General features: G+C 65.3%; 28 protein-coding genes. 9 read left to right on the top strand and 19 right to left on the bottom strand.

Annotated features, from left to right (window positions below):
- Nucleotide 1: 1 nt before the first annotated feature.
- Nucleotides 2-772 carry an A24 family peptidase gene (locus VGU00_RS01975; RefSeq protein WP_327464950.1) on the top strand — a complete coding sequence of 257 codons (771 nt, stop codon included), beginning with the start codon at nt 2-4 and terminating at the stop codon, nt 770-772.
- Here the strand turns inward: VGU00_RS01975 and pal are convergent.
- From pal to VGU00_RS01900, 15 genes are all read right to left on the bottom strand, one after another.
- Nucleotides 759-1,277 (bottom strand): peptidoglycan-associated lipoprotein Pal, encoded by a 519-nt coding sequence (gene pal, locus VGU00_RS01970; RefSeq protein WP_414713480.1) that lies wholly within the window; start codon nt 1,275-1,277, stop codon nt 759-761. The two genes, VGU00_RS01975 and pal, sit on opposite strands and share 14 nt — an antisense overlap.
- Before the next feature lie 106 nt (nt 1,278-1,383).
- Nucleotides 1,384-2,748, bottom strand: a complete 1,365-nt coding sequence (gene tolB, locus VGU00_RS01965) for a Tol-Pal system beta propeller repeat protein TolB (RefSeq protein WP_327464948.1) — start codon at nt 2,746-2,748, stop codon at nt 1,384-1,386.
- A gap of 5 nt (nt 2,749-2,753) precedes the next feature.
- The gene (locus VGU00_RS01960; RefSeq protein ID WP_327464946.1) at nt 2,754-3,560 is read right to left on the bottom strand and encodes a hypothetical protein; all 807 of its coding nucleotides are present in this window, start codon (nt 3,558-3,560) and stop codon (nt 2,754-2,756) included.
- Nucleotides 3,561-3,587: 27 nt separating this feature from the next.
- On the bottom strand, nt 3,588-4,094 hold the full coding sequence (gene tolR, locus VGU00_RS01955) for a protein TolR (RefSeq protein ID WP_327464944.1): 507 nt from the start codon (nt 4,092-4,094) through the stop codon (nt 3,588-3,590).
- Nucleotides 4,094-4,792, bottom strand: coding sequence for a protein TolQ (gene tolQ, locus VGU00_RS01950; protein WP_327464942.1), 699 nt, complete (start codon nt 4,790-4,792; stop codon nt 4,094-4,096). Before tolQ ends, tolR begins: the two co-directional genes overlap by 1 nt.
- Entirely contained in the window at nt 4,786-5,265 is a 480-nt protein-coding gene (locus VGU00_RS01945) for a YbgC/FadM family acyl-CoA thioesterase (protein ID WP_327464940.1), read from the bottom strand. Before VGU00_RS01945 ends, tolQ begins: the two co-directional genes overlap by 7 nt.
- Before the next feature lie 101 nt (nt 5,266-5,366).
- Nucleotides 5,367-6,395, bottom strand: a complete 1,029-nt coding sequence (gene ruvB, locus VGU00_RS01940; protein ID WP_327464938.1) for a Holliday junction branch migration DNA helicase RuvB — start codon at nt 6,393-6,395, stop codon at nt 5,367-5,369.
- The gene (locus VGU00_RS01935; RefSeq protein WP_327464936.1) at nt 6,388-6,792 is read right to left on the bottom strand and encodes a GFA family protein; all 405 of its coding nucleotides are present in this window, start codon (nt 6,790-6,792) and stop codon (nt 6,388-6,390) included. The genes ruvB and VGU00_RS01935 overlap by 8 nt, the downstream gene beginning before the upstream one ends.
- Entirely contained in the window at nt 6,789-7,388 is a 600-nt protein-coding gene (gene ruvA, locus VGU00_RS01930; RefSeq protein WP_327464934.1) for a Holliday junction branch migration protein RuvA, read from the bottom strand. Before ruvA ends, VGU00_RS01935 begins: the two co-directional genes overlap by 4 nt.
- Nucleotides 7,389-7,471: 83 nt before the next feature.
- A complete protein-coding gene (ruvC, locus tag VGU00_RS01925; RefSeq protein ID WP_327465761.1) occupies nt 7,472-7,945 on the bottom strand; it encodes a crossover junction endodeoxyribonuclease RuvC in 474 nt (157 codons plus the stop codon).
- The gene (locus VGU00_RS01920) at nt 7,942-8,688 is read right to left on the bottom strand and encodes a YebC/PmpR family DNA-binding transcriptional regulator (RefSeq protein ID WP_327464932.1); all 747 of its coding nucleotides are present in this window, start codon (nt 8,686-8,688) and stop codon (nt 7,942-7,944) included. The genes ruvC and VGU00_RS01920 overlap by 4 nt, the downstream gene beginning before the upstream one ends.
- Before the next feature lie 60 nt (nt 8,689-8,748).
- Nucleotides 8,749-9,180, bottom strand: a complete 432-nt coding sequence (locus tag VGU00_RS01915) for a hypothetical protein (RefSeq protein WP_327464930.1) — start codon at nt 9,178-9,180, stop codon at nt 8,749-8,751.
- Nucleotides 9,170-9,487: a heavy metal-binding domain-containing protein gene (locus tag VGU00_RS01910; RefSeq protein ID WP_327464928.1), complete on the bottom strand. Its 318-nt coding sequence runs from the start codon at nt 9,485-9,487 to the stop codon at nt 9,170-9,172. Before VGU00_RS01910 ends, VGU00_RS01915 begins: the two co-directional genes overlap by 11 nt.
- Before the next feature lie 33 nt (nt 9,488-9,520).
- Nucleotides 9,521-9,763, bottom strand: coding sequence for a DUF2312 domain-containing protein (locus tag VGU00_RS01905; protein ID WP_192648455.1), 243 nt, complete (start codon nt 9,761-9,763; stop codon nt 9,521-9,523).
- A 55-nt stretch (nt 9,764-9,818) separates the two neighbouring features.
- Nucleotides 9,819-10,148, bottom strand: coding sequence for a DUF1244 domain-containing protein (locus VGU00_RS01900; RefSeq protein WP_327464926.1), 330 nt, complete (start codon nt 10,146-10,148; stop codon nt 9,819-9,821).
- Nucleotides 10,149-10,257: 109 nt separating this feature from the next.
- On the opposite strand from VGU00_RS01900, the gene pyk reads away from it, so the two are divergent.
- From pyk to VGU00_RS01860, 8 genes are all read left to right on the top strand, one after another.
- Nucleotides 10,258-11,712, top strand: a complete 1,455-nt coding sequence (pyk, locus tag VGU00_RS01895) for a pyruvate kinase (protein ID WP_327464924.1) — start codon at nt 10,258-10,260, stop codon at nt 11,710-11,712.
- Nucleotides 11,713-11,974: 262 nt separating this feature from the next.
- Nucleotides 11,975-12,748 carry an arginyltransferase gene (locus VGU00_RS01890; RefSeq protein WP_327464922.1) on the top strand — a complete coding sequence of 258 codons (774 nt, stop codon included), beginning with the start codon at nt 11,975-11,977 and terminating at the stop codon, nt 12,746-12,748.
- 92 nt (nt 12,749-12,840) lie between these two features.
- Nucleotides 12,841-13,230: a DUF3060 domain-containing protein gene (locus VGU00_RS01885; protein ID WP_327464920.1), complete on the top strand. Its 390-nt coding sequence runs from the start codon at nt 12,841-12,843 to the stop codon at nt 13,228-13,230.
- Between the two features lie 244 nt (nt 13,231-13,474).
- Complete coding sequence (locus VGU00_RS01880) at nt 13,475-15,910, top strand: NAD(P)-binding domain-containing protein (RefSeq protein WP_327464918.1); 2,436 nt, start codon at nt 13,475-13,477, stop codon at nt 15,908-15,910.
- Nucleotides 15,910-16,803 (top strand): hypothetical protein, encoded by an 894-nt coding sequence (locus VGU00_RS01875; protein ID WP_327464916.1) that lies wholly within the window; start codon nt 15,910-15,912, stop codon nt 16,801-16,803. Before VGU00_RS01880 ends, VGU00_RS01875 begins: the two co-directional genes overlap by 1 nt.
- Nucleotides 16,804-16,813: 10 nt before the next feature.
- Nucleotides 16,814-18,748 carry a cytochrome C gene (locus VGU00_RS01870; protein WP_327464914.1) on the top strand — a complete coding sequence of 645 codons (1,935 nt, stop codon included), beginning with the start codon at nt 16,814-16,816 and terminating at the stop codon, nt 18,746-18,748.
- 43 nt (nt 18,749-18,791) lie between these two features.
- Entirely contained in the window at nt 18,792-19,640 is an 849-nt protein-coding gene (locus VGU00_RS01865; protein ID WP_327464912.1) for a metallophosphoesterase, read from the top strand.
- Nucleotides 19,641-19,725: 85 nt separating this feature from the next.
- A complete protein-coding gene (locus tag VGU00_RS01860) occupies nt 19,726-20,283 on the top strand; it encodes a hypothetical protein (protein WP_327464910.1) in 558 nt (185 codons plus the stop codon).
- On the opposite strand, the gene VGU00_RS01855 is transcribed toward VGU00_RS01860, so the two are convergent.
- Genes VGU00_RS01855 through VGU00_RS01840 form a run of 4 tightly spaced genes read right to left on the bottom strand, consistent with a single transcriptional unit; the run spans nt 20,239 to nt 24,527 of the window.
- Nucleotides 20,239-21,339 (bottom strand): transcriptional regulator, encoded by a 1,101-nt coding sequence (locus tag VGU00_RS01855; protein WP_327464908.1) that lies wholly within the window; start codon nt 21,337-21,339, stop codon nt 20,239-20,241. The two genes, VGU00_RS01860 and VGU00_RS01855, sit on opposite strands and share 45 nt — an antisense overlap.
- Nucleotides 21,340-21,369: 30 nt before the next feature.
- Complete coding sequence (locus VGU00_RS01850; protein WP_327464906.1) at nt 21,370-22,314, bottom strand: D-2-hydroxyacid dehydrogenase; 945 nt, start codon at nt 22,312-22,314, stop codon at nt 21,370-21,372.
- 7 nt (nt 22,315-22,321) lie between these two features.
- Nucleotides 22,322-22,678 carry a hypothetical protein gene (locus tag VGU00_RS01845; protein WP_327464904.1) on the bottom strand — a complete coding sequence of 119 codons (357 nt, stop codon included), beginning with the start codon at nt 22,676-22,678 and terminating at the stop codon, nt 22,322-22,324.
- 37 nt (nt 22,679-22,715) lie between these two features.
- Nucleotides 22,716-24,527 (bottom strand): CysS/YqeB C-terminal domain-containing protein, encoded by a 1,812-nt coding sequence (locus VGU00_RS01840; protein ID WP_327464902.1) that lies wholly within the window; start codon nt 24,525-24,527, stop codon nt 22,716-22,718.
- Nucleotides 24,528-24,579 lie beyond the last annotated feature (52 nt).

Here is a 24,579-nt window from a genome sequence, read left to right as displayed (position 1 = left end):
CGTGACCGCCCTCGATGCCTTGCCGTTCGGCGCGGGCGTCGCTTTTGCCGCGCTGACCGGACTGATCCTCGGCAGCTTTATCGCGACGCTGGTGCTGCGCTGGCCTGCGGGGCGTTCGGTATTCGGGCGGTCGCAATGCGACGGTTGCGGGCGGGTGCTGGGGGCGCTCGATCTCGTTCCTTTGCTATCGCCCCTTGCGTCGCACGGGCGTTGCAGGACGTGCGATACGGCGATCGATCCGTTTCACTGGCGCGTCGAGCTGGGCGCGGCGCTGATCGGCGGAATGGCGCTGGCGATCGTGCCGGGAACGGCAGGCTGGATATGGGCGATTTTCGGCTGGATGTTGCTGCCGCTGGCTTTGCTCGATGCGCGCCATTTCTGGCTGCCTGACCGGCTGAACGCCATACTTGCCGTCGCGGGGCTGCTGCTGGCGGGGCCGATGCTCGGGACGTCGCTGACCGATCGCTGGGTCGGCGCGCTGGCGGGCGGCGGACTGTTCGCGCTGATCGCCTGGGCCTATCGGCGATCGCGCGGGAGCGAGGGCATGGGCGGCGGCGATCCGAAACTCGTCGCGGCGATCGGGGCGTGGCTCGGCTGGCAAGCGTTGCCGCTGATGGTGTTGCTCGCAAGTCTCGGCGGGATTGCCTGGGCGCTTGGCGCACAGCAAAAAGGGGACCCGTCACTTGGAAAGCGACGGATCCCCTTCGGTGTTTTTGCCGGCACCGCCGCCTTTGTGGCGGTGCCGTTGTGGCCGCTGCTCAGCGCCCGATAACGACGGTCACCGCACGGCGGTTCTTGGCATAGGCTTCTTCGGTCGAGCCGAGTTCGGCCGGGCGTTCCTTGCCATAGCTGATGACGCTGATGCGCGACGGGTCGATACCCAGCGACGCGAGATAGTTTTTCGCGGCGTTGGCGCGGCGCTCGCCGAGCGCAATATTATAGTCGCGGGTGCCGCGTTCGTCGGCATGGCCTTCGAGCGTGACGCGAACGGCAGGGTTGCGCTGCAGCCACTGCGACTGGGTCTGCAGCGTCGCCTGGTCCTGCGCGTCGACATTATATTGGTCGAAACCGAAGAAGATGCGGTCGCCTTCGAGGCCGACGCTGGCGAGGAAATCTTCCTGCGAACCCGGAACGACGCCGGTGCCGGTGTTGCCGCCGGTATCGCCGCCGGTGCCTTCGGGAACGGGGGGAAGCGTCTCGGGTGCCTTTTTGGCGCAGGCACCTACAGCAAGCATGGTGATCGCCGCGATCATCGCGGTGCTTTTCCGTATCGTCATGTCTTCTGTCCTCTTGTTGTTGTTGGAGATTCTGTTCTTGCGGGCCCAAAAGCCCGTTCAGGACGCGATATTGGAACCCCAGGACCTCCCTTTGGTTCCGCCATCGTCAGGGTAGTACCGGGCCCCAGCTGGGGTCGGACCCGTCCTGCGGGGTCGGCAGGCGGCGCATGTTCACGCCGGTCAGGTCGACCTGCCACAGGCTCGATTTGCCTTCGCGGCCGGGCGAGGTGCGGAAGAATTGCAGCACGCGGCCGTTCGGCGACCAGGTCGGCGCCTCGTCCTGCCAGCTGTTCGTCAGCATCCGGACATTGCCGCCCGACGGCGTCATCACCCCGATGCGGAATTCGCCGCCGCCCATGCGGGTAAAGGCGATCAGGTCGCCGCGCGGCGACCATTCGGGCGTCGCGGCGCGGCCGCCGCCAAAGCTGATCCGCTGCTGGTTCGATCCGTCGATATTCATCGTATAGACCTGCTGGCCGCCCGACCGGTCGCTTTCGAACACGATCTTCTTGCCGTCGGGCGAGAAGCTGCCGCCGACGTCGATACCCGGCGTGTTGGTCAGCCGCACCGGCGTGCCGCCATTGGCCGAGATACGGTAGATATCGGTGTTGCCGTTGACCGCCATCGAATAGAGGATCTGCGTGCCGTCGGGCGACCAGCGCGGCGCGAAGGTTGCGTTCGAACTTTCGGTCACCAGCTTCTGCGACCCCGACGCGACGTCGTAGATGAAGACGCGGACGCGGTTGTTCAGATAGGAGACGTAGACGATCTTCTTGTAATCGGGTGAAAAGCGCGGGCTGATCGCAAGCGCCTGGCCGTTGGTGATGAAGCGGTGGTTGCCGCCGTCCGAATCCATGATTGCAAGCCGCTTGATGCGATTCCCCTTGGGCCCGCTCTCGGCGATATAGGCGACACGGCTGTCGAAGAAGGGCGCCTCGCCCGACAGGCGCGAATAGATGGCATCGGCGCATTTATGCGCGGCGCGGCGCCAGTCGGCGGGCTGGATCTCGAACCCCTTGCGGACGAGTTCGCTGCCGAGCGCGGTGTCGTAGAGATAGCAGCCGACGATGAGGCTGCCGTTCGACCCCGCATCGACGAAGCCGTGGACGACATTTTCGGCATTGCGCGCCTGCCATTCGGCGAAGCGCGGCGCCTGGACCTCCGACCGCGCGATCGCGCGCACGCCGCTGGGGCCGATCGGTTCGTAAAGGCCGCTGCGTTCAAGGTCGGCTGCGATGACTTCGGCGATCTGGCGGCCAAGGCTGTCGGTGCGCAGACCCGCGACGGTCTGGACCGAGGAGGTCGCCAGCGCGGGGACGCCGATGACGGTGCGTTCCTGCGACAACGTCCCCTCGATGGTTTCGCGCGGCTCGGTCACGGTGACGGCGGGCGGCGTCGGGGCGGTCTGCGCGAGCACCGGCGCGGTGGTCAGCAGCAGGGCGAGCGATAGGCTGATCGGACGGAGGAGCATCTCTCTTACCTCTTGATGAAATCGAGCGTGTAATTCTGCCAGAAGCTGTAATTTTCTTCGGGCAGGTCGAATGGCGCGGCGAGTTCGACCGCGCGTTTGGCGCATTCCTGATGGCGCTGGACCTGGAACTTGTTGCTTTCATTGTCGCCGGTCGTGGTGACGCTGGTGAAGCCGGCGAGCGCGCCCGACGTCGTCAGGCGGAATTTGACCACCGTCTTCAGCTGGTCGACGTCGACCCCGCTGACGCGGCAGCTGTCCCAGCGCGGGCGGATCGCCGCCTTGATGCTGACGTCGATCGACCGGCGGACTTCGGCCGCGGTTTTCGACGCCGGGGCGCCCTTGTTCGGCGGCGCCTTGGTCTGTTCGCGGCCGAGCCCGTCGGTGATCCCGTCGAGCCGCCCCGTCGGACGCGTCTGTGCCTTTTTCGCCGGCGCCGATTTCGGCGCGGCCTTGGGCGGTGCCTTTTTCACTGCGGGCGGCTGCTTCTTCGGCGGGGTCGGAACCGGGCGCGCTACCTGCTTGGGGGTCGGCGCCGGCGTCGGGCGAACGACCGGTTCGGGGAGCGGCGGCGCCGGTACCGGTTCGGGGGCGGCAATATCGACCGCGTCTTCCTCGCCCAGCCGGGCCGAAGGCGGCGCTTCGGTGATGATTGGCGCGCTCGATTCCACCGCGGTCTCGGCGACGAGGTCGACTTCCATCGGGGGGTTGTCGAAGCGGCGGTCGCCCGCGGTCCACTGGACCGAGAGCAGGCCGATGATCAGGACATGCGCTGCCACCGCGATGGCAAAGCCGCGTCCTTCATTCCCCCTCACTGCCCGTATTTCGGCCATTTCTCGACCCTATTGCCCGGTTTCTGAACCGTCGGTGACCGTGGCTTCATTCGCCGGCGCCTCGTTCGCGCCCGTCGTCACCAGCGCGATGCGCGTCAGGCCCGCGCGGTTGAGCTCGCCCATGATGCGCATGACGCGGCCATAATCGAGCCCCTTGTCGGCGCGGAGCATGATCTGGCGCGGTTTGTCCTTGCCTTCATTCTCGCGCACGATCGCGTCGAGCCGCGCCGGCAGTTCGGCCTCGGGCACGACCTCGTCGCCGATATAGATGGTGTCGTCGGCATTGATCGACAGCTGCACCGGCTCCTGCTCCTCGGTCTCGACCGGCTTGGCGCGGCTTTCGGGCAGGTCGATCGGCACCGCCGAGGCGAGCAGGGGCGCGGTGATCATGAAGATGATCAGCAGCACGAGCATCACGTCGACGAGCGGGGTAACGTTGATCTCCGCCATCGGCGCACGGCGGTTGCCGCGGCCGCGCCGGCCGCCGACGCCGCCCGAAGGTCCCGACATCGCCATCAGGCTTCGACCTCGAGTTCGCGGCTAAAGGTCGCGTGCAGCCCGTCGGCAAAGCGACCGAGGCGCGATTCAAGGCGGTTCAGGCGCTGCGAGAAGGCATTGTAGGCGATGACCGCGGGGATGGCGGCGAACAGGCCGATCGCGGTCGCGAACAACGCCTCCGCGATGCCGGGGGCGACGACGGCGAGGCTGCTGTTATTCTCGGCCGCGATCGCGGTGAAGCTGCGCATGATGCCCCACACGGTACCGAACAGGCCGACGAAGGGCGCGACCGAACCGATCGTCGCGAGCGTGCCGATCTTTTCGGCGAGGCGGTCGACTTCGCCCGCAACCGCCGAATTCATCGCGATGCCAAGGCGTTCGCGCGTCCCGTCGCGGTCGATCGTCTTGCCCTTGGTCGACCGGCGCCACTCGCTGATCCCCGCCGAAAGCACTTTCGCGCTCGGCAGTTCCTCGCCGCTGTTCTTGTCGAAAAATTTGTCGATATTGTCCGCGCGCCAGAAATCGCGCTCGAACTGGTCCGATGCGCGCATCAGCTTGCCGACCCCACGCCCGTGGGTGAAGATCACTGCCCAGACGTAAATCGACGCGAGCAGCAGCCCGATCATCACCGCCTTCACGATGATATCGGCCTGCAGGAACAGCGCGACGGGGGACAGGGTCGCCGCGTCGGCGGCCAGCGAGATATTGTCTAGCAAGGGAAAGTCTCTCCATTCATGATGGCGGTAAATCGGTCGGCCCACCCCGCAGGCTGGCGGCGCGGCCGGCCTTGGGGCGACAGGAAGGCGGCGGTCACTTGCCCGTCGGTCAATGTCTCGCCGCTTAACGTGTCAGTTCCGCGAAGGATGCGCTGCGAAATAATCACGCTGGCGCCGCGCACCGCCCTGACCGTGCTGACGACGAGCAGATCGTCGTCGAGCTTTGCCGGGCTGCGATATTTTATGGTCAGATCGGTCACGGCCCAGGCGCCTTCGCCCGCCTCCATCGCCGCGCGCTGATCGATGTCGGCAAGCCGCAACATGTCCGACCGCGCACGCTCCATATAGCGCAGGTAATTGGCGTGATAGACGATGCCGCTGAGGTCGGTGTCCTCGAAATAGACGCGCGCCCGGAAATGATGTTCGGCCCCGACGAAGGCGCCGGGGATGAAGGGAGGCGGGGCGTTTACCATTATCCCAACCGATAGCCTCGCAACGACTCGTCGCAAACCCCTCTTGAACGGTTCGTCGCAGATCGGAGCCGGTTGGTAGAATGAAAGCCGCGGGAATCCGCCTATTTTGCCTGATCGAAAAGCCCGTCCTGCGACCCCGCGGGCGGATTGAGCCCGAGATGCTTCCATGCGCTCGCATTGAGCATGCGCCCGCGCGCGGTGCGGGCGATGAGGCCGACCTGGAGCAGATAGGGTTCGATGACATCCTCGATCGTGTCGCGCGGTTCGCTGAGGCCCGCCGCGAGCGTTTCGACGCCGACCGGTCCGCCGCGATAGATATCGGCGATCATGGTCAGGTAGCGGCGGTCCATCGCATCGAGGCCGAGTGCGTCAACTTCAAGCCGGTTGAGCGCGGCATCGGCCGCCTTGGCATCGACGACCGCATGGCCGGCGACGGTCGCGAAATCGCGCACGCGGCGCAGCAGTCGTCCTGCGATACGCGGCGTCCCGCGCGAGCGTTTGGCGATTTCGAGCGCGCCGTCGGATGCGATCGGCAAAGCCAGCAGCCGCGCGGCGCGCGAGATCACCTGTTCGAGTTCGCCATGCGTATAGAAGTTGAGCCGCACCGGAATGCCGAAGCGGTCGCGCAGCGGCGTCGTGAGCAGGCCCTGCCGCGTGGTTGCGCCGACCAGCGTGAATTTGGGCAAATCGATCCGCACCGACCGCGCCGACGGTCCTTCGCCGATCATGATGTCGAGCGCACGGTCCTCCATCGCAGGGTAGAGGATTTCCTCGACCGCGGGCGACAGGCGATGGATCTCGTCGATGAACAGGACATCGCCGTCCTCGAGGTTGGTGAGCAGCGCGGCAAGGTCGCCCGCCTTCGCGATCACCGGGCCGCTGGTCGAGCGAAAGCCGACGCCGAGTTCCTTCGCGACGATCTGCGCCAGTGTCGTCTTGCCGAGCCCCGGCGGGCCATAGAAAAGCACATGGTCGAGCGCATCGGAGCGCGCCTTTGCCGCCTCGATGAAGATGCGCAGATTCTCGCGCGCCGCCGCTTGCCCGACGAATTCGGCGAGCGATTTGGGCCGCAGCGCGGCGTCGGCATCCTCGGGGGTGCGTTGGGGGGTGGTGAGGGCGGGCTCAGTCATAACGCTCTATTGCCTCGCCGAGGATGCAAACCCAAGGTAACTGACGATCCTCATAGACTGAAAATTGCGGCTCGAAGTCATGGTCTGGTTCGAAATTGCCGATCGGCACGGCATAGCTGTCGAGCTCCGGGTGATTGAGGAACCACAGTGTAGAGCCGCAATTGCCACAAAAATAGAAGTCCGCGAGCGTGCCGCTCCCGCCCGGATGTTGGTAGAGCTTCGCGTCGCCTTCGGTGCGAACCTGATCGGCGGGGAAGCGCGCCTGTGCGGCAAAGGCGCTGCCGCTCCGCGCCTTGCAATTGCGACAGTGGCAGACCGAGACGCGGATCGGCTCGCCGGTGCAGGCGATCCGGAGCTGGCCGCAGCGGCAGGCGGCGTTACGGGTGCGCTCGGTCACTTGGCTGCCTTTTTGAGCGCCGCGCGAACGAGCGCGTCGAGGCTGGCGCCCGCACCCAGTTCCTCGCTCGCGGCCGCGACCGCCGCGCTCGCCTCGCCGGGCTTGAAACCGAGGCCGGTGAGCGCGGTGACGGCGTCGCCGAGCGGGCCTGCGGTTGCCGCGAGGGACGGCCCTGAACCGGCAATCCCGCCCAGCGCTCCCGCCTTGTCCTTCAGTTCATGCGTGATCCGTTGCGCCAATTTCGGCCCGACGCCGTTCGCGCGCGCGATCATTGCGCTGTCGCCGCTGGCGAGCGCGCGCTGGAGGTCGCCGATCTCGAGTGCTGAGAGGATCGCCAGCGCGACCTTCGCGCCGACGCCCTGCACGCTGGTGAGCAGGCGGAACCAGTCGCGTTCCTCGGCCTTGGCGAAGCCGAGCAGGCGGAGGAAATCCTCGCCGACGAGCATTTCGGTATGGATGGTGACGTCGCCGCCGACCGCGCCGAGTGCGTCCAATGTGCGCGCCGACGCCTCGACCAGATAGCCGACGCCGCCGACGTCGATCACCGCATGGCCTGCGCCGCTGGAATCGAGCCGTCCGGTGAGTTTCGCGATCATCGCCCGTGCCTAGCGCGAGGAGAACGAAAAGGGAATCAATTTCCCTTCCTCGTCATGCCGGACTTGATGCGGGCCGACGAAGTTTAATGACGCGGCCGGTGGTTCGCATGGCAGATCGCGACCGCAAGCGCATCGGCCGCGTCGGCGCCCGCGACCTTGGCACCGGGGAGCAGCACGCGCAGCATCGCCTGCACCTGTTCCTTCGCCGCGCCGCCGGTGCCGACGATCGCCTTCTTGACGAGGCGCGGCGCATATTCGGTGACCATGAGCCCGCCGCGCGCGCAGCCGAGGAGAACGACGCCGCGCGCATGCGCGAGTTTCAGCGTCGATTGCGGATTGTCGTTGACGAAGACCTCCTCGACCGCCGCGCACGCCGGCGCGTGATCGGCGATCACGGTGGCGAGCATCGTGTCGAGATAGGCGAGCCGGTCGGGCAGGGACGCCTTGGCGTCGGTCTTCACCTGCCCGTTGGCGATGTGGCCGATCCGGCTGCCCTCGACGCGGATGACGCCCCAGCCGGTGCAGCTGAGCGAGGGGTCGAGACCGAGGATGATCAGCCGAGCTTCTCCATCACCGCGTCGGGGATCTCGTAATTGCCCCACACGGTCTGGACATCGTCGTCGTCGTCGAGCGTGTCGATCAGCTTGAACAAGGTCTGCGCGACGGCTTCGTCGGCGACTTCGCTCTTGATCGTCGGTTTCCACGCGAGCTTGACGCCCTCGGCCTCGCCGAGCTTCGCTTCGAGCGCCTTCGCGACTTCGTGCAGGCTATCGACGCTGGTCCAGATGTCGTGGCCGTCCTCGGACGATTCGACGTCGTCGGCGCCCGCGTCGAGCGCGGCCTCGAACACCGTGTCGGCGTCGCCGGCCCCTGCGCCATAGCTGATCATGCCGAGCCGGTCGAAGCCGTGGCTGACGCTGCCCGAGGTGCCGAGGTTGCCGCCATTCTTGCTGAACGCGGTACGGACGTTGGTCGCGGTGCGGTTGCGGTTGTCGGTCAGCGCCTCGACGATCAGCGACACGCCGCCGGGACCGTAGCCTTCGTAGCGGATCTCTTCGTAATTATCGCCGTCGTTGCCCGCGGCCTTGTCGATCGCGCGCTGGATATTGTCCTTCGGCATCGACTGCGCCTTGGCGGCATTGACCGCGGCGCGCAGGCGCGCGTTCGCGTCGGGATCGGGCAGGCCCATCTTCGCCGCAACGGTGATTTCGCGGCTCAGCTTCGAAAAGAGGCTGCTGCGCTTTTTGTCCTGCGCACCCTTGCGGTGCATGATGTTCTTGAATTTACTATGGCCGGCCATGGGTCTTCCGCAAATGCTATGAGAAACTGTGCGACCCCTTAGGTCAGAGCGCCGCCGGGTTCAATCGCCGTCGCGATGCGCGAACCACGATCCTCGTTCGGCGAGCATCGGCCGCAGTCGCTCGGAAGGCGGCGCGAAGGGCTTTCCTCGCCCATAGCCCGCCTCGCGCAGGAAAAAGGGGCCGACCAAGGGCAGCACACATTCGAGAAGTTGAGAATAGCGTCCCGGATAATGGTCGTTCACGTTGCGATGGGCCTGCGCGAAGCTGATCCGGTGGCGATTCGACGCCTTGTCGAACTCAATGCCGAACTCCAGAAAAGCGCGTTCGCGGAGCGGCCATGCATCGGCCTTGGGATGGCCTGGTGCCGGCTGCACCGAGACGGTGAACTCATATTCGGGCCACTGATGCAGTCTTATAAGCAACCCGTTGGCATCGTCGATCAGCTGGCGGCCTTCTTCGCGAAAGGCGAAGGGCGGTGCGTCAAACGACAACCGCCGTCCCGCTGGCCGAGACCATCAGCATCGAGCCGTTCTGGCCGAGCACTTCATAGTCGAGGTCGACGCCGACCACCGCATTGCCGCCAAGGCGCGCGGCTTCGGCTTCCATCTCGGCGATCGCTTCCTTACGCGCGCGGGCAAGGACATCCTCATATTTGCCCGAGCGGCCGCCGACGATGTCGGTGATCGATGCGAACAGGTCGCGGAACAAATTTGCGCCGACGATCACCTCGCCGGTGACGATGCCCAGATATTCGCGGACCGGACGGCCCTCGATATTGTTGGTCGTGGTGCTGAACATCGTCACTCTCCTCGATCTATTGGTGGTTGGCTGTTAGTCGATGCCGAGCGCCGATTTATAGACGTCGAGGATCGCTTCCATTTCCTTGCGGTCGTGGACCGGCAATTTGCGCAGGCGTACGATCTGGCGCATGATCTTCGGGTCGTAGCCGTTGCTCTTGGCTTCGTTATAGGTGTCGCGGATATCGTCGGCGATGCCCTTTTTCTCTTCTTCCAGACGCTCGATGCGCTCGATGAAAAGACGCAGCTGTTCGTCGGACACGGTGGCTTCGCTCATTTTATACTCCGCTGGATTGGATGATCATGTGGCGAGAATCGCCCTCGGCGCGTCCCTAATGGCCGCGAGGATTTTTGGCCATGCTTTCTTCCATCCGCGCGAGCTGTTCGGGGGTGGCGGCGACGTGGTGCCGCGCTTTCCATTCTGCAGTCGGCATGCCGTGGACGATCGCGCGGCCGGCTTCCTTGTCCATGCCCCCCGCTTCGGCGATCCAGTCGCCCAGGCAGTTGCGGCAGAAACCGGCGAGCCCCATCAGGTCGATGTTCGCCGCGTCGCTACGATGCTGGAGCAAGCGAGCGAGACGGCGAAAGGCCGCGGCGGCGACGGCGTCGTCGAGATTGTCGAGGGCATCGTTGCCGGTCGTCTGGTCGTCGCTGCAGGACATGCTTCCTCCTTCAATGATTGAATAGCTATACGGTTGTTGCCTAGACAGCGGCAAGGCGGCATTGCCCTAACGTTCCCGACCCTAACCTATTCCAGTCATCGGAGCATTTGTGGTTCAGAGCTTTACCCCCCGTCAGCGCAAGGTCCGTATCCTCGCGACCCTTGGCCCCGCCAGCGCGAATGCGGAGATGATCGCCGAACTGCACCGCGCGGGCGCCGACGCCTTTCGCGTCAATATGAGCCATGGCGATCACGCCGGGCATGCGAAGGTGATCGCCGCGATCCGCGCGCTCGAAAAGGATACGGGCCGCCCGACGACGATCCTTGTCGACCTGCAAGGCCCGAAGCTGCGCGTCGGGACCTTCAAGGACGGCCCGGTCGAACTGGTGAAGGGCCAGCCGTTCGTGCTCGACGCCGACAAGGCGCCGGGCGACGCGACGCGCGTTCATCTGCCGCACCCCGAATTGTTCGCTGCGGCCGAACCCGAGACGCGCCTGCTCGTCGATGACGGCAAGCTGGTGCTCCGCGTCAAGAGCGTGTCGCCGGACCGGCTCGAGACGGTGGTCGAGGTCGGCGGCAAGATTTCGGACCGCAAGGGGGTCAATGTCCCCGACGTCGTCGTGCCGCTCGCGGCGCTCACCGAAAAGGATCGCAAGGACCTGACCTTCGCGCTCGAACAGCATGTAGACTGGATCGCGCTGTCGTTCGTCCAGCGGCCGGAGGATGTCGCCGAGGCGCGGCGCCTGATCGGCGGCAAGGCGGCCTTGCTCGTGAAGTTCGAAAAGCCGTCGGGCGTGCAGCGGATCGAGGAAATCCTGGAGCTTGCCGACGCGGCGATGGTGGCGCGCGGCGACCTGGGTGTCGAACTGCCGCCCGAGGCGGTGCCGCCGCTGCAAAAACGGATCGTCGCGACCGCACGCCGCATGGGCAAGCCCGTCGTCGTGGCGACGCAGATGCTCGAATCGATGATTGTCTCGCCCTCGCCGACGCGTGCGGAAGTAAGCGACGTAGCCACGGCGGTGTACGACGGGGCGGACGCGATCATGCTGTCGGCAGAGACTGCAGCGGGCGCCTGGCCCGTCGAGGCTGTCACGATGATGGATTCGATCGCGCGCTCGGTCGAAAGCGATCCCGATTATTATCGCCGCCTGCATTTCACCGAGACCGCGCCCGACGCGACGACCGCCGACGCGCTCGCCGAGGCGGCGGGCACGATCATCCAGACGATCGCGGCCGATGCGATCATCTGTTTCACCGCGTCGGGTTCGACCGCGCGACGTGTCGCGCGCGAGCGGCCGGGCGCGCCGCTGCTGGTGCTGACGCCGAAGCGCGAGGCGGCGCGGCGCATGGGCCTGCTCTGGGGCGCGCATGCCGTGCCGACCAAGGACATTGGCAGCTTCGAAGAGATGATCGCCAAGGGCAAGCGCATGGCGCTGCGCCACGGCATCTGCAAGGCGGGCGCGAAGCTGGTGATGATGGCGGGCGTGCCGTTCGGCACGCCGGGGTCGACCAATGTGCTTCATGTCGCAACGCTGACCGGCGACGAACTGCGCGGGTACAGCTGAGGGCGACAACGGACCTCATCTCATTTCGTCATTCCGGCGTGCGTCGGGATGGCGATCAAAAGAGCCCAATCTGCATTTTTGATTCAGTCCGGCACAAAAGTTACCGGGCGATTCACAAAATTTTCCCGTTGATTCAGAACGGGACGGACTAAAATGGTAAATGCGCTTTGCACCATTGACGGCGCGCGGCATAGTTGGTGCAAGTAACGCGTCGGACCCGCGTCGGGGGGCTCCGCATCGCCAGTCCGGAGGTTTTTTCCGCGTGTCCGCACCGTTCCGTTTTCCGCGCTTTTTCGTGACGAGTCCCGCGCCTTGTCCCTATCTTGCGGGCAAGACCGAGCGGAAGGTTTTCACCGAACTCAGCGGCAACACCGCGAACGAACTCAACGATGCGCTCGGTCGCATCGGTTTCCGGCGCAGCCAGTCGGTCGCCTATCGTCCGAGCTGCGCCGATTGTTCGGCGTGCGTATCGGTGCGGGTGTGCGCTGCCGAATTTACGCCGAGCAATTCGCAGAAGCGCAACTTGCGCCGCAACGGCGACCTTGTCGCGACCGCGTGCAAGCCCTGGGCGACCGAGGAGCAATATGCGCTGCTGCGCTGCTACCTCGCCTCGCGCCATCCCGACGGCGGCATGGCCGACATGGACGAGCAGGATTTTGCCGACATGGTCGAACAGACCCCGGTCGACAGCTATATGATCGAATATCGCGAACCGACCGACGACGGCAGCAAGGGCCGCCTCGTCGGCTGTTGCCTGACCGACCGGCAGGGCGACGGGCTGTCGATGATCTACAGCTTTTTCGACGCGCACCATCCGATGCGCGAGGGGCTCGGCACCTATATCATCGCCGACCATGTCCAGCGCGCGGCGCGCGCCGGGCTGGCCTATGTCTATCTCGGCTACTGGATCGAAGGGTCGGCGCGCATGGCGTACAAGGCGCGCTTCCGCCCGCTCGAAAAGCTCGGCCCCGACGGCTGGTCGCGCTTCGAGCCGACGCAGTCGGAGCGCATCGCGGCGATGTTCGAACTGGCCTGACCGCGCGCCGGCGTTCGCCGGTTGACGCGACTGTTTTTGCAGGTCATTGAACGGCAAGGGGATTTTCGAGGCGGGGAACAAAGGAGACGACCTTGTTCCAATCTCGCGGCGCTTTGAAGTTCCTGTTTCCTGCCTTTGCAACGAGCCTTGCGCTGGTCGCCGCGCCGCTGGCGGCGCAGCTGCGCCAAGGCACGGGAACGCGCGACGGTGCGTCGATCAACGGTGTCGATCAGGCGAACGAGGTCGATTGCGGCGGTCGCCCCGCCGAAGTGTCGGGTTCGGGAAACCGGATCAACTTTGTCGGCGATTGCCCCAGCCTGACGGTCAACGGCGTCGACAACGAGATCCATATCATCCTGCCTCCGGGTGCGGAGCTTCGTGTGTCGGGCGTGGAGAACGTCGTGACCTGGCAGGTTCGCGGCAAGGGCAAGCCCCGTGTTTCGGTGCAGGGCGTCGACAATCAGGTGCGGCCGTTGCGCTGAGCCGTTTGGTCACACCCTCCATCCTGTCGACCGGCCTAGTTGCGAACGTCTCGCAGCTTTGCCTCTCCGGTTGACCTTTTCCCGCTATCAAGGGCATAGCTCGGTGCCGAGGACAGAATAGTCCGGGTCGCATCCATGATTATGTCGCTTAGGGGTAAGCGATAAGGGGGAATGGGATGCCCGTGCATGCGTTCGCCAGTATCTTGATCGCGCGTCTTCGCCATGGCTGCGGAGGCGTGGCCGCATGAGCGAGCCGGTCAAGGTTGCGATCATCGGTTCGGGCCCCGCGGGGCTCAGCGCGGCGTCGCGCGCGGGGCAGCTCGGGCTCAGCCATGTCCTGCTCGAAAAGACCGACCATCTCTCCGACACCATCTTCAAATATCAGAAGGGCAAGCGCGTCCTCGCGACTCCCGAACGGCTCGACCTCAGATCCGACTGCCGTTTTGCCGAAGGCGCGCGCGAATATATCCTCGGCAACTGGGACGAGGACGCCGCGCACAACAAGGTGAACGTCGTCAAGCATGCCGACGTCACCGAGGTGACGGGAGCGAAGGGCGCCTTCGCGATCAAGACCGCGAAGGGCGATGTTTTTCACGCCGAGAATATCGTGCTGGCGATCGGCACGCAGGGCAATCCGAACCGGATGCGCTGCGAGGGCGCCGACATGCCGCACATCATCTATCAGGTCGACGACCCCGAGGATTTCAAGGACAAGCATATCACCGTCGTCGGATCGGGCGATGCTGGAATCGAAAACGCGCTGGGCGTTGCCGAGGAAGCGCTTGAAAACACCGTCACCATTTTGAACCGATCGAAGGATTTCGCGCGCGCGAAGGCCAAGAATGTCTCCGACATGATGGAGGCGGGCGAGAACGGCCTGATGAGCATCCGCACCGAGACGCAGCCGAAAAAGGTCGAGCCCGGCTGGCTGACGCTTGAGACGCCCGATGGTGACGAGAAGATCGCGTGCGACGTCATCGTCGCGCGGCTGGGATCGGTCGCGCCGCGCGGTTTCGTCGAATCGATGGGGATCGAATTTACCGGTCCCGACCGCGAGGCCTTTCCGAAGCTGTCGCCGACTTTTGAATCGACCGTGCCCGGTATCTTCGTGATCGGCGCGCTCGCGGGCTATCCGCTGATCAAGCATTGCATGAACCAGGGCTATGACGTCGTCGAGTTCATCAATGGTAACACCGGCCTGACCCCGGCCGACGAAAAGGATCTGGCGGCGATCTTTGCCGACCTGCCCGACAAGAAATCGGTCAGCGAATGGCTCGACTATCTGCGCACGCGCGTCAGCATCTTCGCCGATGTGTCGCCGCTCCAGATGCGCGAATTCATGCTCGATTCGAAGGTCGCCTTCTACCGCAAAGGCGATGTCGTGTTCGAAAAGGGCGAGCCCGGATCGTCGCTGTTCGCGATCGCCGATGGCTTTGCCGAGGTCGAGGTCGGCCCCGATTTCACCGTGCCGATCGAACAGGGATCGATATTCGGCGAGGTCGGCCTGATTTCGGGCCGCAAGCGCGGGGCGACGATCCGCGCCGGCGCCGACGGGATTTTCGTCGAAGTGTCGCGTACCGCGGCGCTCAAGCTGATGGCGTCGGTTCCCGGTGCGAAGCGCGCGATCAACCGCATCTCGCTCGAACGCCAGCTGCTGCAGATCTTCAAGGGCGGGCTGACGGTCGACGACCTCGGCCCCGTCGTCGACACCGCCGAAGTCGAGCGCGTACCCGCTGGCAAGACCGTGCTGACCGAGGGCGAGCAGGGCGACGATGTCTATGTCATCCGCTCGGGATCGATGGTCGTCGAGAAGGATATCGGCGGCAAACCGATCTTCCTCCGCTACCTGCCCGCCGGCAGCTTCTTCGGCGAAATGGGCGTGCTCAGCGGGCAGCCCAGAAATGCCACGGTGAAGGCGGCGGTCGGCAGCGAGGTGATCAAGCTGACCGGCGAAAGCTTCCGCAAGATGCTCGCCGCGCGGCCGCAGGTGCGCGAAGCGACCGAAGCGGCGGTCGCCGAACGCGCGCAGATGAACAGTTTCATCGAATCGCGCAAAGCGACCTATTCGAGCGCGGTGGACCTCTATTCGGACACCGCGAGCTTCATCATGAAGGAGGGGCTCGGCGAGGCGACCGACGCGTTGCTGATCGACGAGAATCTGTGCGTCGGCTGCGACAATTGCGAAAAGGCGTGCGCCGACAGCCATGAAGGGCTGTCGCGGCTCGACCGCGAGGCGGGCAAGACCTTTGCGCACCTGCATGTGCCGACGAGCTGCCGCCACTGCGAACACCCGCACTGTATGGCCGACTGCCCGCCGAACGTGATCCACCGCGGCCCCGACGGCGAGGTGTTCATGGAGCCCGGCTGCATCGGCTGCGGCAATTGCATGCGCAACTGCCCCTATGGCGTGATCCGCATGGAGGCGGCGCCGCCCGAGAAGCCGAGCCTGCTGCGCTGGCTGCTCACCGGCTTCGGTCCCGGGCCCGGCGAACCGTCGCCCAAATGGACCAAGAAGAAACTGGGTGACGAGAAGCCCAAGAAGATCGCGGTCAAATGCGACATGTGCAAAGGCATTTCGGGTGGCCCGGCGTGCGTGCGCGCCTGCCCGACGGGCGCCGCGATCCGCGTCTCGCCCGAAGAATTCCTGTCGATCGCGCGGCTCGACGAGGACACCGACTGATGGCGAGCCTGTTTCCCAGAAGGCTCTTGGGCCGCCGCAACAAGGCAACACAGGTCGAGCGCGTCCGCGAACGGCGGCACGAGGGCTTCCTGCGTTATGCGGGGTTCCGCTGGGCGAAGATTTCGGGCGGGCTCTGCCTGCTCATCATCGTGAGCTATGCGCTGATCGACGTGACGCCGCGGCACAATGGCGGCAGCTGGTACGGCTATACGCTGGGGACGATAGGCGCGGCGCTGATCCTGTGGCTCACCGCATTGGGCTATCGCAAGCGCAAGATGACGAGCGATCACTGGTCGCTGAAGGCATGGACCTCGGCGCATGTCTATCTGGGGCTCAGCCTGATCGTCGTCGGCACTTGGCACACGGGGTTCCAGCTCGGCTGGAACGTCCACACGCTGGCGTGGGTGCTGATGATGCTCGTGATCCTGTCGGGGCTCTATGGCGTGATCGTCTATGCGACGCTGCCGCAGGCGCTGTCGAACAACCGCGAGCAGATGACGCAGATGCAGATGCTCGAGGCGATCCGCGCCTTCGACCGCCAGCTTCACACCGCCGCGCAGCCGCTGACGCCCGAGGATACGGCGCCGGTGCTCGCCGCGCTCGACGAGGACCCGTTCGCGGGCGGGATCGCCGCGCGCCTGTCGGGCCGCTACCCCAATTGTGCGACATCGGCGGCGCTGCGCACGCTCACCCTGTCGCGCAGCAGCGATGCCGAGGCGCGCGAAAAGGTCGTCGGCCTGCTCAAGCAGAAGGAAGCGGCGCTGGCGCGGCTGCGCCAGCATCTCAGGATCCGCGGACTGCTCGAAATCTGGCTCTATGTGCATGTGCCGCTGACCTTTGCGCTGATCGCGGCGCTGTCGGCGCACATCATCAGCGTCTTCTTCTACTGGTGAGGCGGGGACGATGAGCTTCATCCTGCGTCGCATCGCGACGACCAAGACGGGCAAGCAGATCATCCGCGACGCGGCGCTGCCCGGCGACACGATCACGCTGGGCCGCGATGCCGGCAATACGATCCATGTCGCGGACCTGGCGGTGAACCCGCATCATGCGACGATCGGCAGCGCTGACGGGCGGACGGTCCGCGTTACGGCGAGCGAAGGACTGGGCTTCGACCTGAATGGGCGGACCGAGACCATCGCCGATATCGACAGTGCCGCAGGCGGCGAGCTGCGTTTCGGCGGCCACCGGCTGACGATCGCGCGCGAGGATGAAAAGATCATCCTGCTCGTCGAGCGGATCGACGAACTCTCGCAATCGTCGAAGGATGTCGACGAGGCCAAGGCCTTTTCGCTGCAGGGTGTCATGCTCGGCAAGCGCATGGGGGCGTGGCTGTTCGCGGCGGTGATGCTGCTTGCCTTTCTGATCGGGCCGATCTGGGCGTGGTACAGCTACAAGAATGTCAACGAGCGCCCCGACGGTTATCACGCCGACAGCGCCTGGCTGTCGGGGCCGCTGTCAAGCGCGCACGCCAGCCTGAAGAACGACTGCCAGTCGTGCCACGTCGAGCCGTTCGTCGCGGTCACCGACAAGGCGTGCGTCAATTGCCACACCGGCGAGCATAAGGCGATGAGCATGGCGCACGCCAATGCCCCGACCGCGATGCTGCTCGCCGCGCGCCATCCGCCGGGGGTGGGTGAGCGCATCCTCGACGGCTTTGCCAAGACCTTCAACAAGCCGCAGGGGCGCTGTGTCGAGTGCCATACCGAGCATGAGGGTGCGGGGCCGATGCCCGCGACGCCGCAGAAATTCTGCGCCGATTGCCATGACGGCATGTCGGCGCGGCTCAAGACGGCGGGTCATCCGACGACGCTGGCCGATGCGGCCGATTTCGGCACGAGCCATCCCGAATTCCGCCCGCTCGTGCGGCCGGGGCCGGGCGGTAAGCTGGTGCGCACCACGCTGGCCAAAGGCATCGTCGACTATAATGGCCTCAAATTCCCGCACGACATGCATTTGCAGGCGACCGGCGGCGTCGCGCGTATGGCGGCGAGCTTCCGCGGGCGTTACGATTTCGGCAAGAAGCTCGAGTGCGAAAATTGCCACCGTGTCGAGGCCGACGGGGTGCGCGTGAAGCCGGTCGAGATGGAGCGCGACTGCGCGATGTGCCACAGCCTTGCGTTCGAGACCGTCGGCGGCGTGACGCGGACGCTGCGCCATGGCGAGCCCGATCAGGTCGTTGCGGATCTGACCGCCTATTATCGCTCGACCCCGCCGGCGCGGCCGCTCCAGCTTGGCGGGATGCAGCGGCGGCGTCCCGGCGCCTATGCCGAGGGGCAGGTCTACAACATCTATTTCAACGAGGTCGCGACGCGGCCGAGCCGCGCGCAGGATGCGGTGCGCGCGGTCTTTTCGAAGGGCGGGGCCTGTTACGACTGCCACACGATCTTTGCGCCGCAGACCGGGAACGGCTGGCGCGTCGCGGCGGTGAGCCAGACGCCGCGCTACCTGCAGAAAGGGTGGTTCGACCATGACGCGCACAAGGAGACGGCGTGCGCCGACTGTCACACCGCCGCGCCCGCGTCGAAAGCGTCGACCGACCTGCTCGTCCCGGGCCTCCGCCAGTGCCGCGACTGCCATGTCGGCGAGGGCGGCGCGCGTGTCGTGAAGGTCGAAACTGCGACCGAATCGCCCTGCGCGATGTGCCACGAATATCATTCGGACGGCGGCAAACCATGGATGCCGCCGCGCGGAGCCAGGAAAAATACCGCTGCAATCACAAATAAACCCCTTGCCGCTAGCTATGGTGTGAGCCTGATCACAGGAACCGGGGGGCGGGGCCTTTACGAAGTGACATGGCGCACACCTGCCTTGCACGCGGCAAGGCGGGGCGGGTAGGTTTTGGGTCGCCGGGGCGAACCGGCGGAAGCAGGGGACGGATATGCTGATCGCGCAGATCACAGATATCCATATCGGGTTCGATCTGGACAATCCGGCCGAATATAACCGCAAGCGCCTCGACGAGGTGCTCGACGTGCTGATCGAGGGGCCGAACCGGCCCGACCTGCTGCTCGCCACCGGCGACATCACCGATCGCGGCGACGACGACAGCTACCGCCGCCTGGTCACCGCCTTTTCGCGCTGTCCCTTCCCGGTCTGGCCGAGCGTCGGCAATCATGACCTGCGCGACAATTTCCACGCGCGCTTTCCGGGGTTCGACGACGGCAACGGGTTCGTCCAGTACACGATCGACCTGCCCGCACTGCGGCTGGTGACGGTCGACACGCTCGAGGAAGGGCGCCACGGCGGCGCCTTTTGCGAACGGCGCGCCGCCTGGCTCGATGCCGAACTGGCGAAGGACAGCGCCAAGCCCACCTATATCGTGATGCACCACCCGCCGGTCGAAAGCGGGATCGAGTGGATGAACACCGACCCCGACGAACCGTGGGTCGCGACCTTCACCGATGTCGTTCGCCGCCACCCGCAGGTTCGCGGCCTGATCTGCGGGCATCTGCACCGCAGCGTCACCGTCGCGTGGGAAGGGCGCACGATCGCGATCTGCTCGTCGACCGCGCCACAGGTGTCGCTCGACCTTCGGCCGATCGACGAGAACAGGCCCGATGACCGCCCGATGATCGTCGCCGAAGACCCGGCCTATGCGCTCCACCGCTGGAACGGGCGCGAACTGGTCAGCTTCTACGACCATGCGGGCGCGCATACGATGCTCGCCAAATATGACGAGCGGTTGCAGCCGCTCGTGCGCGAATTGAAGGCCGAGCGTCCGTCCTGACCGTTTTCAGCGATTGCTCATGATTTGCTCATGACGTTCATCCGGCGTGCCGACACGCCGGGCGCCTCACATAGGGAGGCATAGCATGGACACGGATATCGGGAGTGACGGGAAAAAAGCCATCAACTGGCGCATCGTGGGATGGAGCGGCGCAGCGCTGCTGCTTACCGTTCCCCTGATCGCGATGCAGTATAGCGACGAGGTCGTCTGGACGGGATCGGACTTCCTCTTTGCAGGGACGATGTTCCTTGTCGCGGGCATATTGTTCGAACTGGGCGTGCGCGCCAGTGGCAGCCTTGCCTATCGTTTCGGCGTCGCGGTGGCGATTGCTGCCGGCTTCCTGACCATCTGGGTCAATGCCGCGGTGGCGATCTTTGCCGACGAGGGGCCGCATAATCTGATCTTTTTCATCGTCGTCCTGATTGCCCTCGCGGCGTCGGCTGTCGCGCGCTTTCGCGCGGCGGGGATGGCGCGCGCGATGGTCGTCGCGGCCTTTGCGCAGGCGGTCGCGGCTGTCGGCGGATGGGCGGCCGGTTTCGCGTCGCCGGGTACCGAAGGCGTGCGCGAGCTTTGTCTGGCGATCGGCCTGTTCGGCGGGCTATGGCTGCTGTCGGCGTTGCTGTTCCGCAAGGCCGCTGCCTGACCGGTCGAGTGCGCGCCGGGCGAGCGTCATCGCGCCGACGATGCACGCGCCGAACAGCGCGCCTTCGAGTATCCCCGTGCCGATCTGGCCGAGGGGGCCGAAGCCCCCTTCTCCGAACAGGCTGCCGATCGCGTCGAGACGCAGGCGCGATGCGGGGAAGTGCCGCGCGATGAGGTCGAGGCTGCCGGCCCACAACCGCCCGCCCGAAAGGATCGCGGCGACCCCGCCGAGCCCGCCCGCCAGTGCCGCCGCGAAAAGGATGCTGCGCAGCCGCCGGCGATGACTTGCAAGCCAGGCGCCGAATCCGACGCCGCCGCCGAGCAGGGCTCCCTCGGGCGCGCCGGTGATGTCGCCCGGCGTCTGGCCGAACAGCAGGCCAAAGGCATCGAGCCCGATCAGCTTGACCAGCGCGCCGACGATCAGGCCGCCGGCCGCGCCCCCGGCGACGATCCAGAGGCTGCGGCGGCCGGCGGCAAAGCCCGACGCCGCGATGCCGAAGGCGACGCCGGCTCCGCCGATGAGGGCGATCGCGGTGGTCAGCGCGAGCAGGACGAGAAAGACCGACAGGGCGCCCGTCGATGGCGGAAGCGGCTGCGACGCTGCCGCGAAGCCGTAAAGCAGGCCGCCGATCAACCCGGCGACGCCGCCGCCGAGCGTCCCGGCGCCGCCGAGGAAGGCATATTGGCGCAGGTCGAACGACCCCGGCGTGGACGGGCTTCCGGCCTTACCCGTGGCACCCTCGATCGCGACCGGCGCGATGAAGCGATAGCCGTGCTTGGGAATAGTTTCGATGAAGCGCGGGCGCGCGGCGTCGTCGCCAAGCTGGCGCCGCAGCGTGCGAATGCACTGGGTCAGGGCTTCGTCGGTGACGGGGACGCCGCGCCAGACATCGGCAAGAAAACGCTCTTTCGACACCAGCTTGCCCGCCTCGCGGACGAGCAGCGCCAGCGCGTCGAGATAGCGGGCATTGAGGTCGACGGGCGTGTCATCGCGCCGCAGGCTGCGCTCGCCCGGATCGAGCATGAAATTGTCGAAAAGGAAGCGTTCGGCGACCATGGGGCAGATCACCCCAGCTGCGGCGCCGGGTCAATAGCCGAGCGACAGGTCCACGCGGGGTTCGACCGCTTCGCCCTTGTGCCAGCGCTCCAGATTTTCGAGGAAACGCTGCGCCGAGCGGACGAACATCTTGTCCTGGGCACGGCCCGACAGATGCATCGTGATATGTGCATTGTCGAGGCTCCAGAGCGGGTCGTCCGCGGGGAGGGGTTCGGGCGTCGTGACGTCGAGGAAGGCCGACGCGATCCGCTGCGCGTCGAGCGCGGCGACGAGGGCATCCTGATCGACGACGCTGCCGCGCGCGATGTTGATCAGCGTCGCGGTCGGTTTCATCGCCGCGAGTTCGGCCGCGCTAATCATGCCGTCGGTTTCGGGGGTCGCCGGGACCGCGAGGATCACCCAGTCGAAATCGCCGAGCCGCGCGCGCCACTGGTCGGGGGTGAGCGTGTTCTCTCCCGGCGAGCGGCGCACCACCGTTACGTCGACGGCGAAGGCCTTCAGCCGTTCCTCGATCAGCTTGCCGATCGCGCCATAGCCGAGGAGCAGCGCCTTCGACCCGAACAGCTCGACCTTGCCCGGCGAGTCCATAAGCCATTCCCGCCGCTCCTGCGCGCGCACAACCTCGCGGTAACCCTTGGCGACGGTGAGCATGCCCATCACGACATATTCGGCGATGGTGATCGCGTTGATGCCAGCGCCGTTGGTGACGATCGTCCCGCGTTCGGCGAGCAGATCGAGCGGCATGCCGTCGACTCCCGCATAGATCGAGTTCAGCCATTTGAGGCTCGTCGCCGCGGCGATCACCGCCGCCATGTCCTTCTTGTCGTACACGTCGAACCACCCGATTTCGGCGTGCGGTGCGAGTTCGAGCGCCTCTTCCTTCGACTGGAAGAAGCGGGGTTCGACCCAGCCCGGCAGGCGGTTTTCGACGAGCGGGCGGATCAGGCCCGAAAGGACGGTGACGGTCTTGGTCATGATGTTCCTACTGCTGGAAAGCGTGCCAGCCTGCCCAGGCCAGCGGGATGAGACCGATCAGGTCGACGAGAGCGATGGTGGCGAGCGGTGCGGGGCGCCCGTAGGATTGATAGAGAAAGAGAAAGCCGAGCATCGAGATGGCGGCGAGCAGCGTCGCGATCTTGCGCCCGCCGGGGTCGAAGGTGGCCCAGGCGCAGGCGACGAGCACCGCGAAGAAGAGCGCGGCGCGGTGGTGCATCAGCAGGAAGAGCGGGCTGTCGGGCTGGACGCCATAGAGCCGCGTGATCAACGCCGGCCGGAACAAGGCCAGCGCGGGGATCAGATGGACAAGACCGACAAGCAGCCAGCAGATCAGTTGCGACATGCAACGAAGCTAGCAGGCTGCAACGCGGGGGCAAGCCTCAATCGGCGTTAAGCCGCCAGTCCCAGCCGAGCGGGTCGCCGTCCATTACCTCGACGCCCGCGGCGACGAGTTCGTCGCGCAACGCATCGGAGGCAGCGAAATCCTTCGCGGCGCGGGCTTCCTTGCGGCGCGTGAGGATCGCCTCGATTTCGGCTTCGGTAATGGTCGCAGCCTTGGGCCGGACGCGCAGGTCGGCGCGCGACAAGGACAGAAGTTGGAGACCCAGTACGTCATCAATGGCTGCGAGCGTATTTAACCGATCAGATGCCGATTGCTTTTTCGCGCCGGGACCGAGAACCAGCTCAATTTCTAACATTGCGCTCTGCGCCCCGAGATCATTGGAAATCTCGCGGTCGAACTGGAGAAGGTTGTTCGCCTCGATCGAACCAGAGGGCATCGCATCCTTAAATTTCTGCAGTGTCCACTCGCCTGCGGGATAGGCGGGTGACCATTGTGATGAACTGGCCTCGAGATGTTGGGCTTTCAGCCGCTCGACACCCATCACCATCCGCTTCAACCGCGTCAGCGCGGCGCCCAGACCCTCCCACGAAAACTCGAGCTCGCTGCGATAATGCGCCTGCAGGCACATCAGGCGATAGGCGAGGGGATGGTAGCCCTTGTCGATCAGAAGCTGCACGCGCAGGAACTCGCCGCTCGACTTCGACATCTTGCCCGAGCGTTCGACGAGGAAATTATTGTGCATCCAGATGCGCGCGCCGCTGGCGTCGCTGCAACTGTGCGCCTGGTTTTGCGCGATCTCGTTCGGATGGTGGATCTCGCGGTGGTCGATGCCGCCGGTGTGAATGTCGAACGGAAAGCCGAGCAGCGCTTCGGACATCACCGAGCATTCGAGGTGCCAGCCCGGCGCGCCCATGCCCCACGGAGAAGGCCATTCCATCTGGCGCGTCTCGGTCGGCGGTGTCTTGCGCCAGATGGCGAAGTCAGCGGGATGACGCTTGCCATCGACAGGGTCTATCCTGCTTTCGCCCTCTGCGCGCTCAAGGAACTTACCGAACCTCTCGGTCAGCTTCATGAAATCATTCGTGAAGTCCGGTGACGCGGGTTCGGGTAGTTTGCGTAGGATGTCAAGGAGCTCGGAGTGGAGGCGCTTCGCGGGTGAGGTTTCCCTAATTTCTTCAACCGTTTCAATAAAATCCTGCACCGCGGAGTAGAAATAAGTTTTCAACTCTGCATCGCTTAGATCGGAAGGTACATTTCTAAGTCGGTCGGAAATTTGAAGGGCAATCTTCAGGAGCGCTGGATCATGACCCGCAAGGCGGCCGTAGTCGGCGACCGTCGTGGTGTCGAAATAGAGGCCGCTATCAAGCTCGTAGCAGTGCCTGTCGGCGATCGCTTTTGCGAACTCGATCATTTGCGGCACATAGTCGGTGGCGATCGACCAGTGCGCGGGCTGGCGGATATTGAGCGCCTTCACATCGGCCCAATAGGCCTCGGTATAGTGGCGCGCGATGTCCCAGATCGACTGGGCTTTCTCGGCGGCCGCCTTTTCCAGCTTGTCCTCGCCCGCGTCGGCGTCGTCGGTCAGGTGGCCGACGTCGGTGATATTGATGACATGGGTGAGCTTGTAGCCCTTGTACGACAGCGTGCGGCCGAGCGTATCGGCGAAGACATAGGCGCGCATATTGCCGATATGCGGGTAATTATAGACCGTCGGCCCGCAGCTGTAGACGCGCGCCTCCGCCGGCTTCGCCGGATCGCCAGGAACGCCGGGGTGGACAGGCTCGAAGACTTCGAGGCTGCGCGTCAGGCTATTGAACAGCTTGAGCGGGAGGGCAGGGGCGTCGGTCATCCTCGCGCCCATGCCCCGTCCGGCGGGTCAGCGTCAACCGAAACGCTATGGT

It is taken from the genome of Sphingopyxis sp. (assembly GCF_035944815.1).
Lineage (GTDB): Bacteria > Pseudomonadota > Alphaproteobacteria > Sphingomonadales > Sphingomonadaceae > Sphingopyxis.
This window is presented reverse-complemented; position numbering and strand designations above follow the sequence as displayed.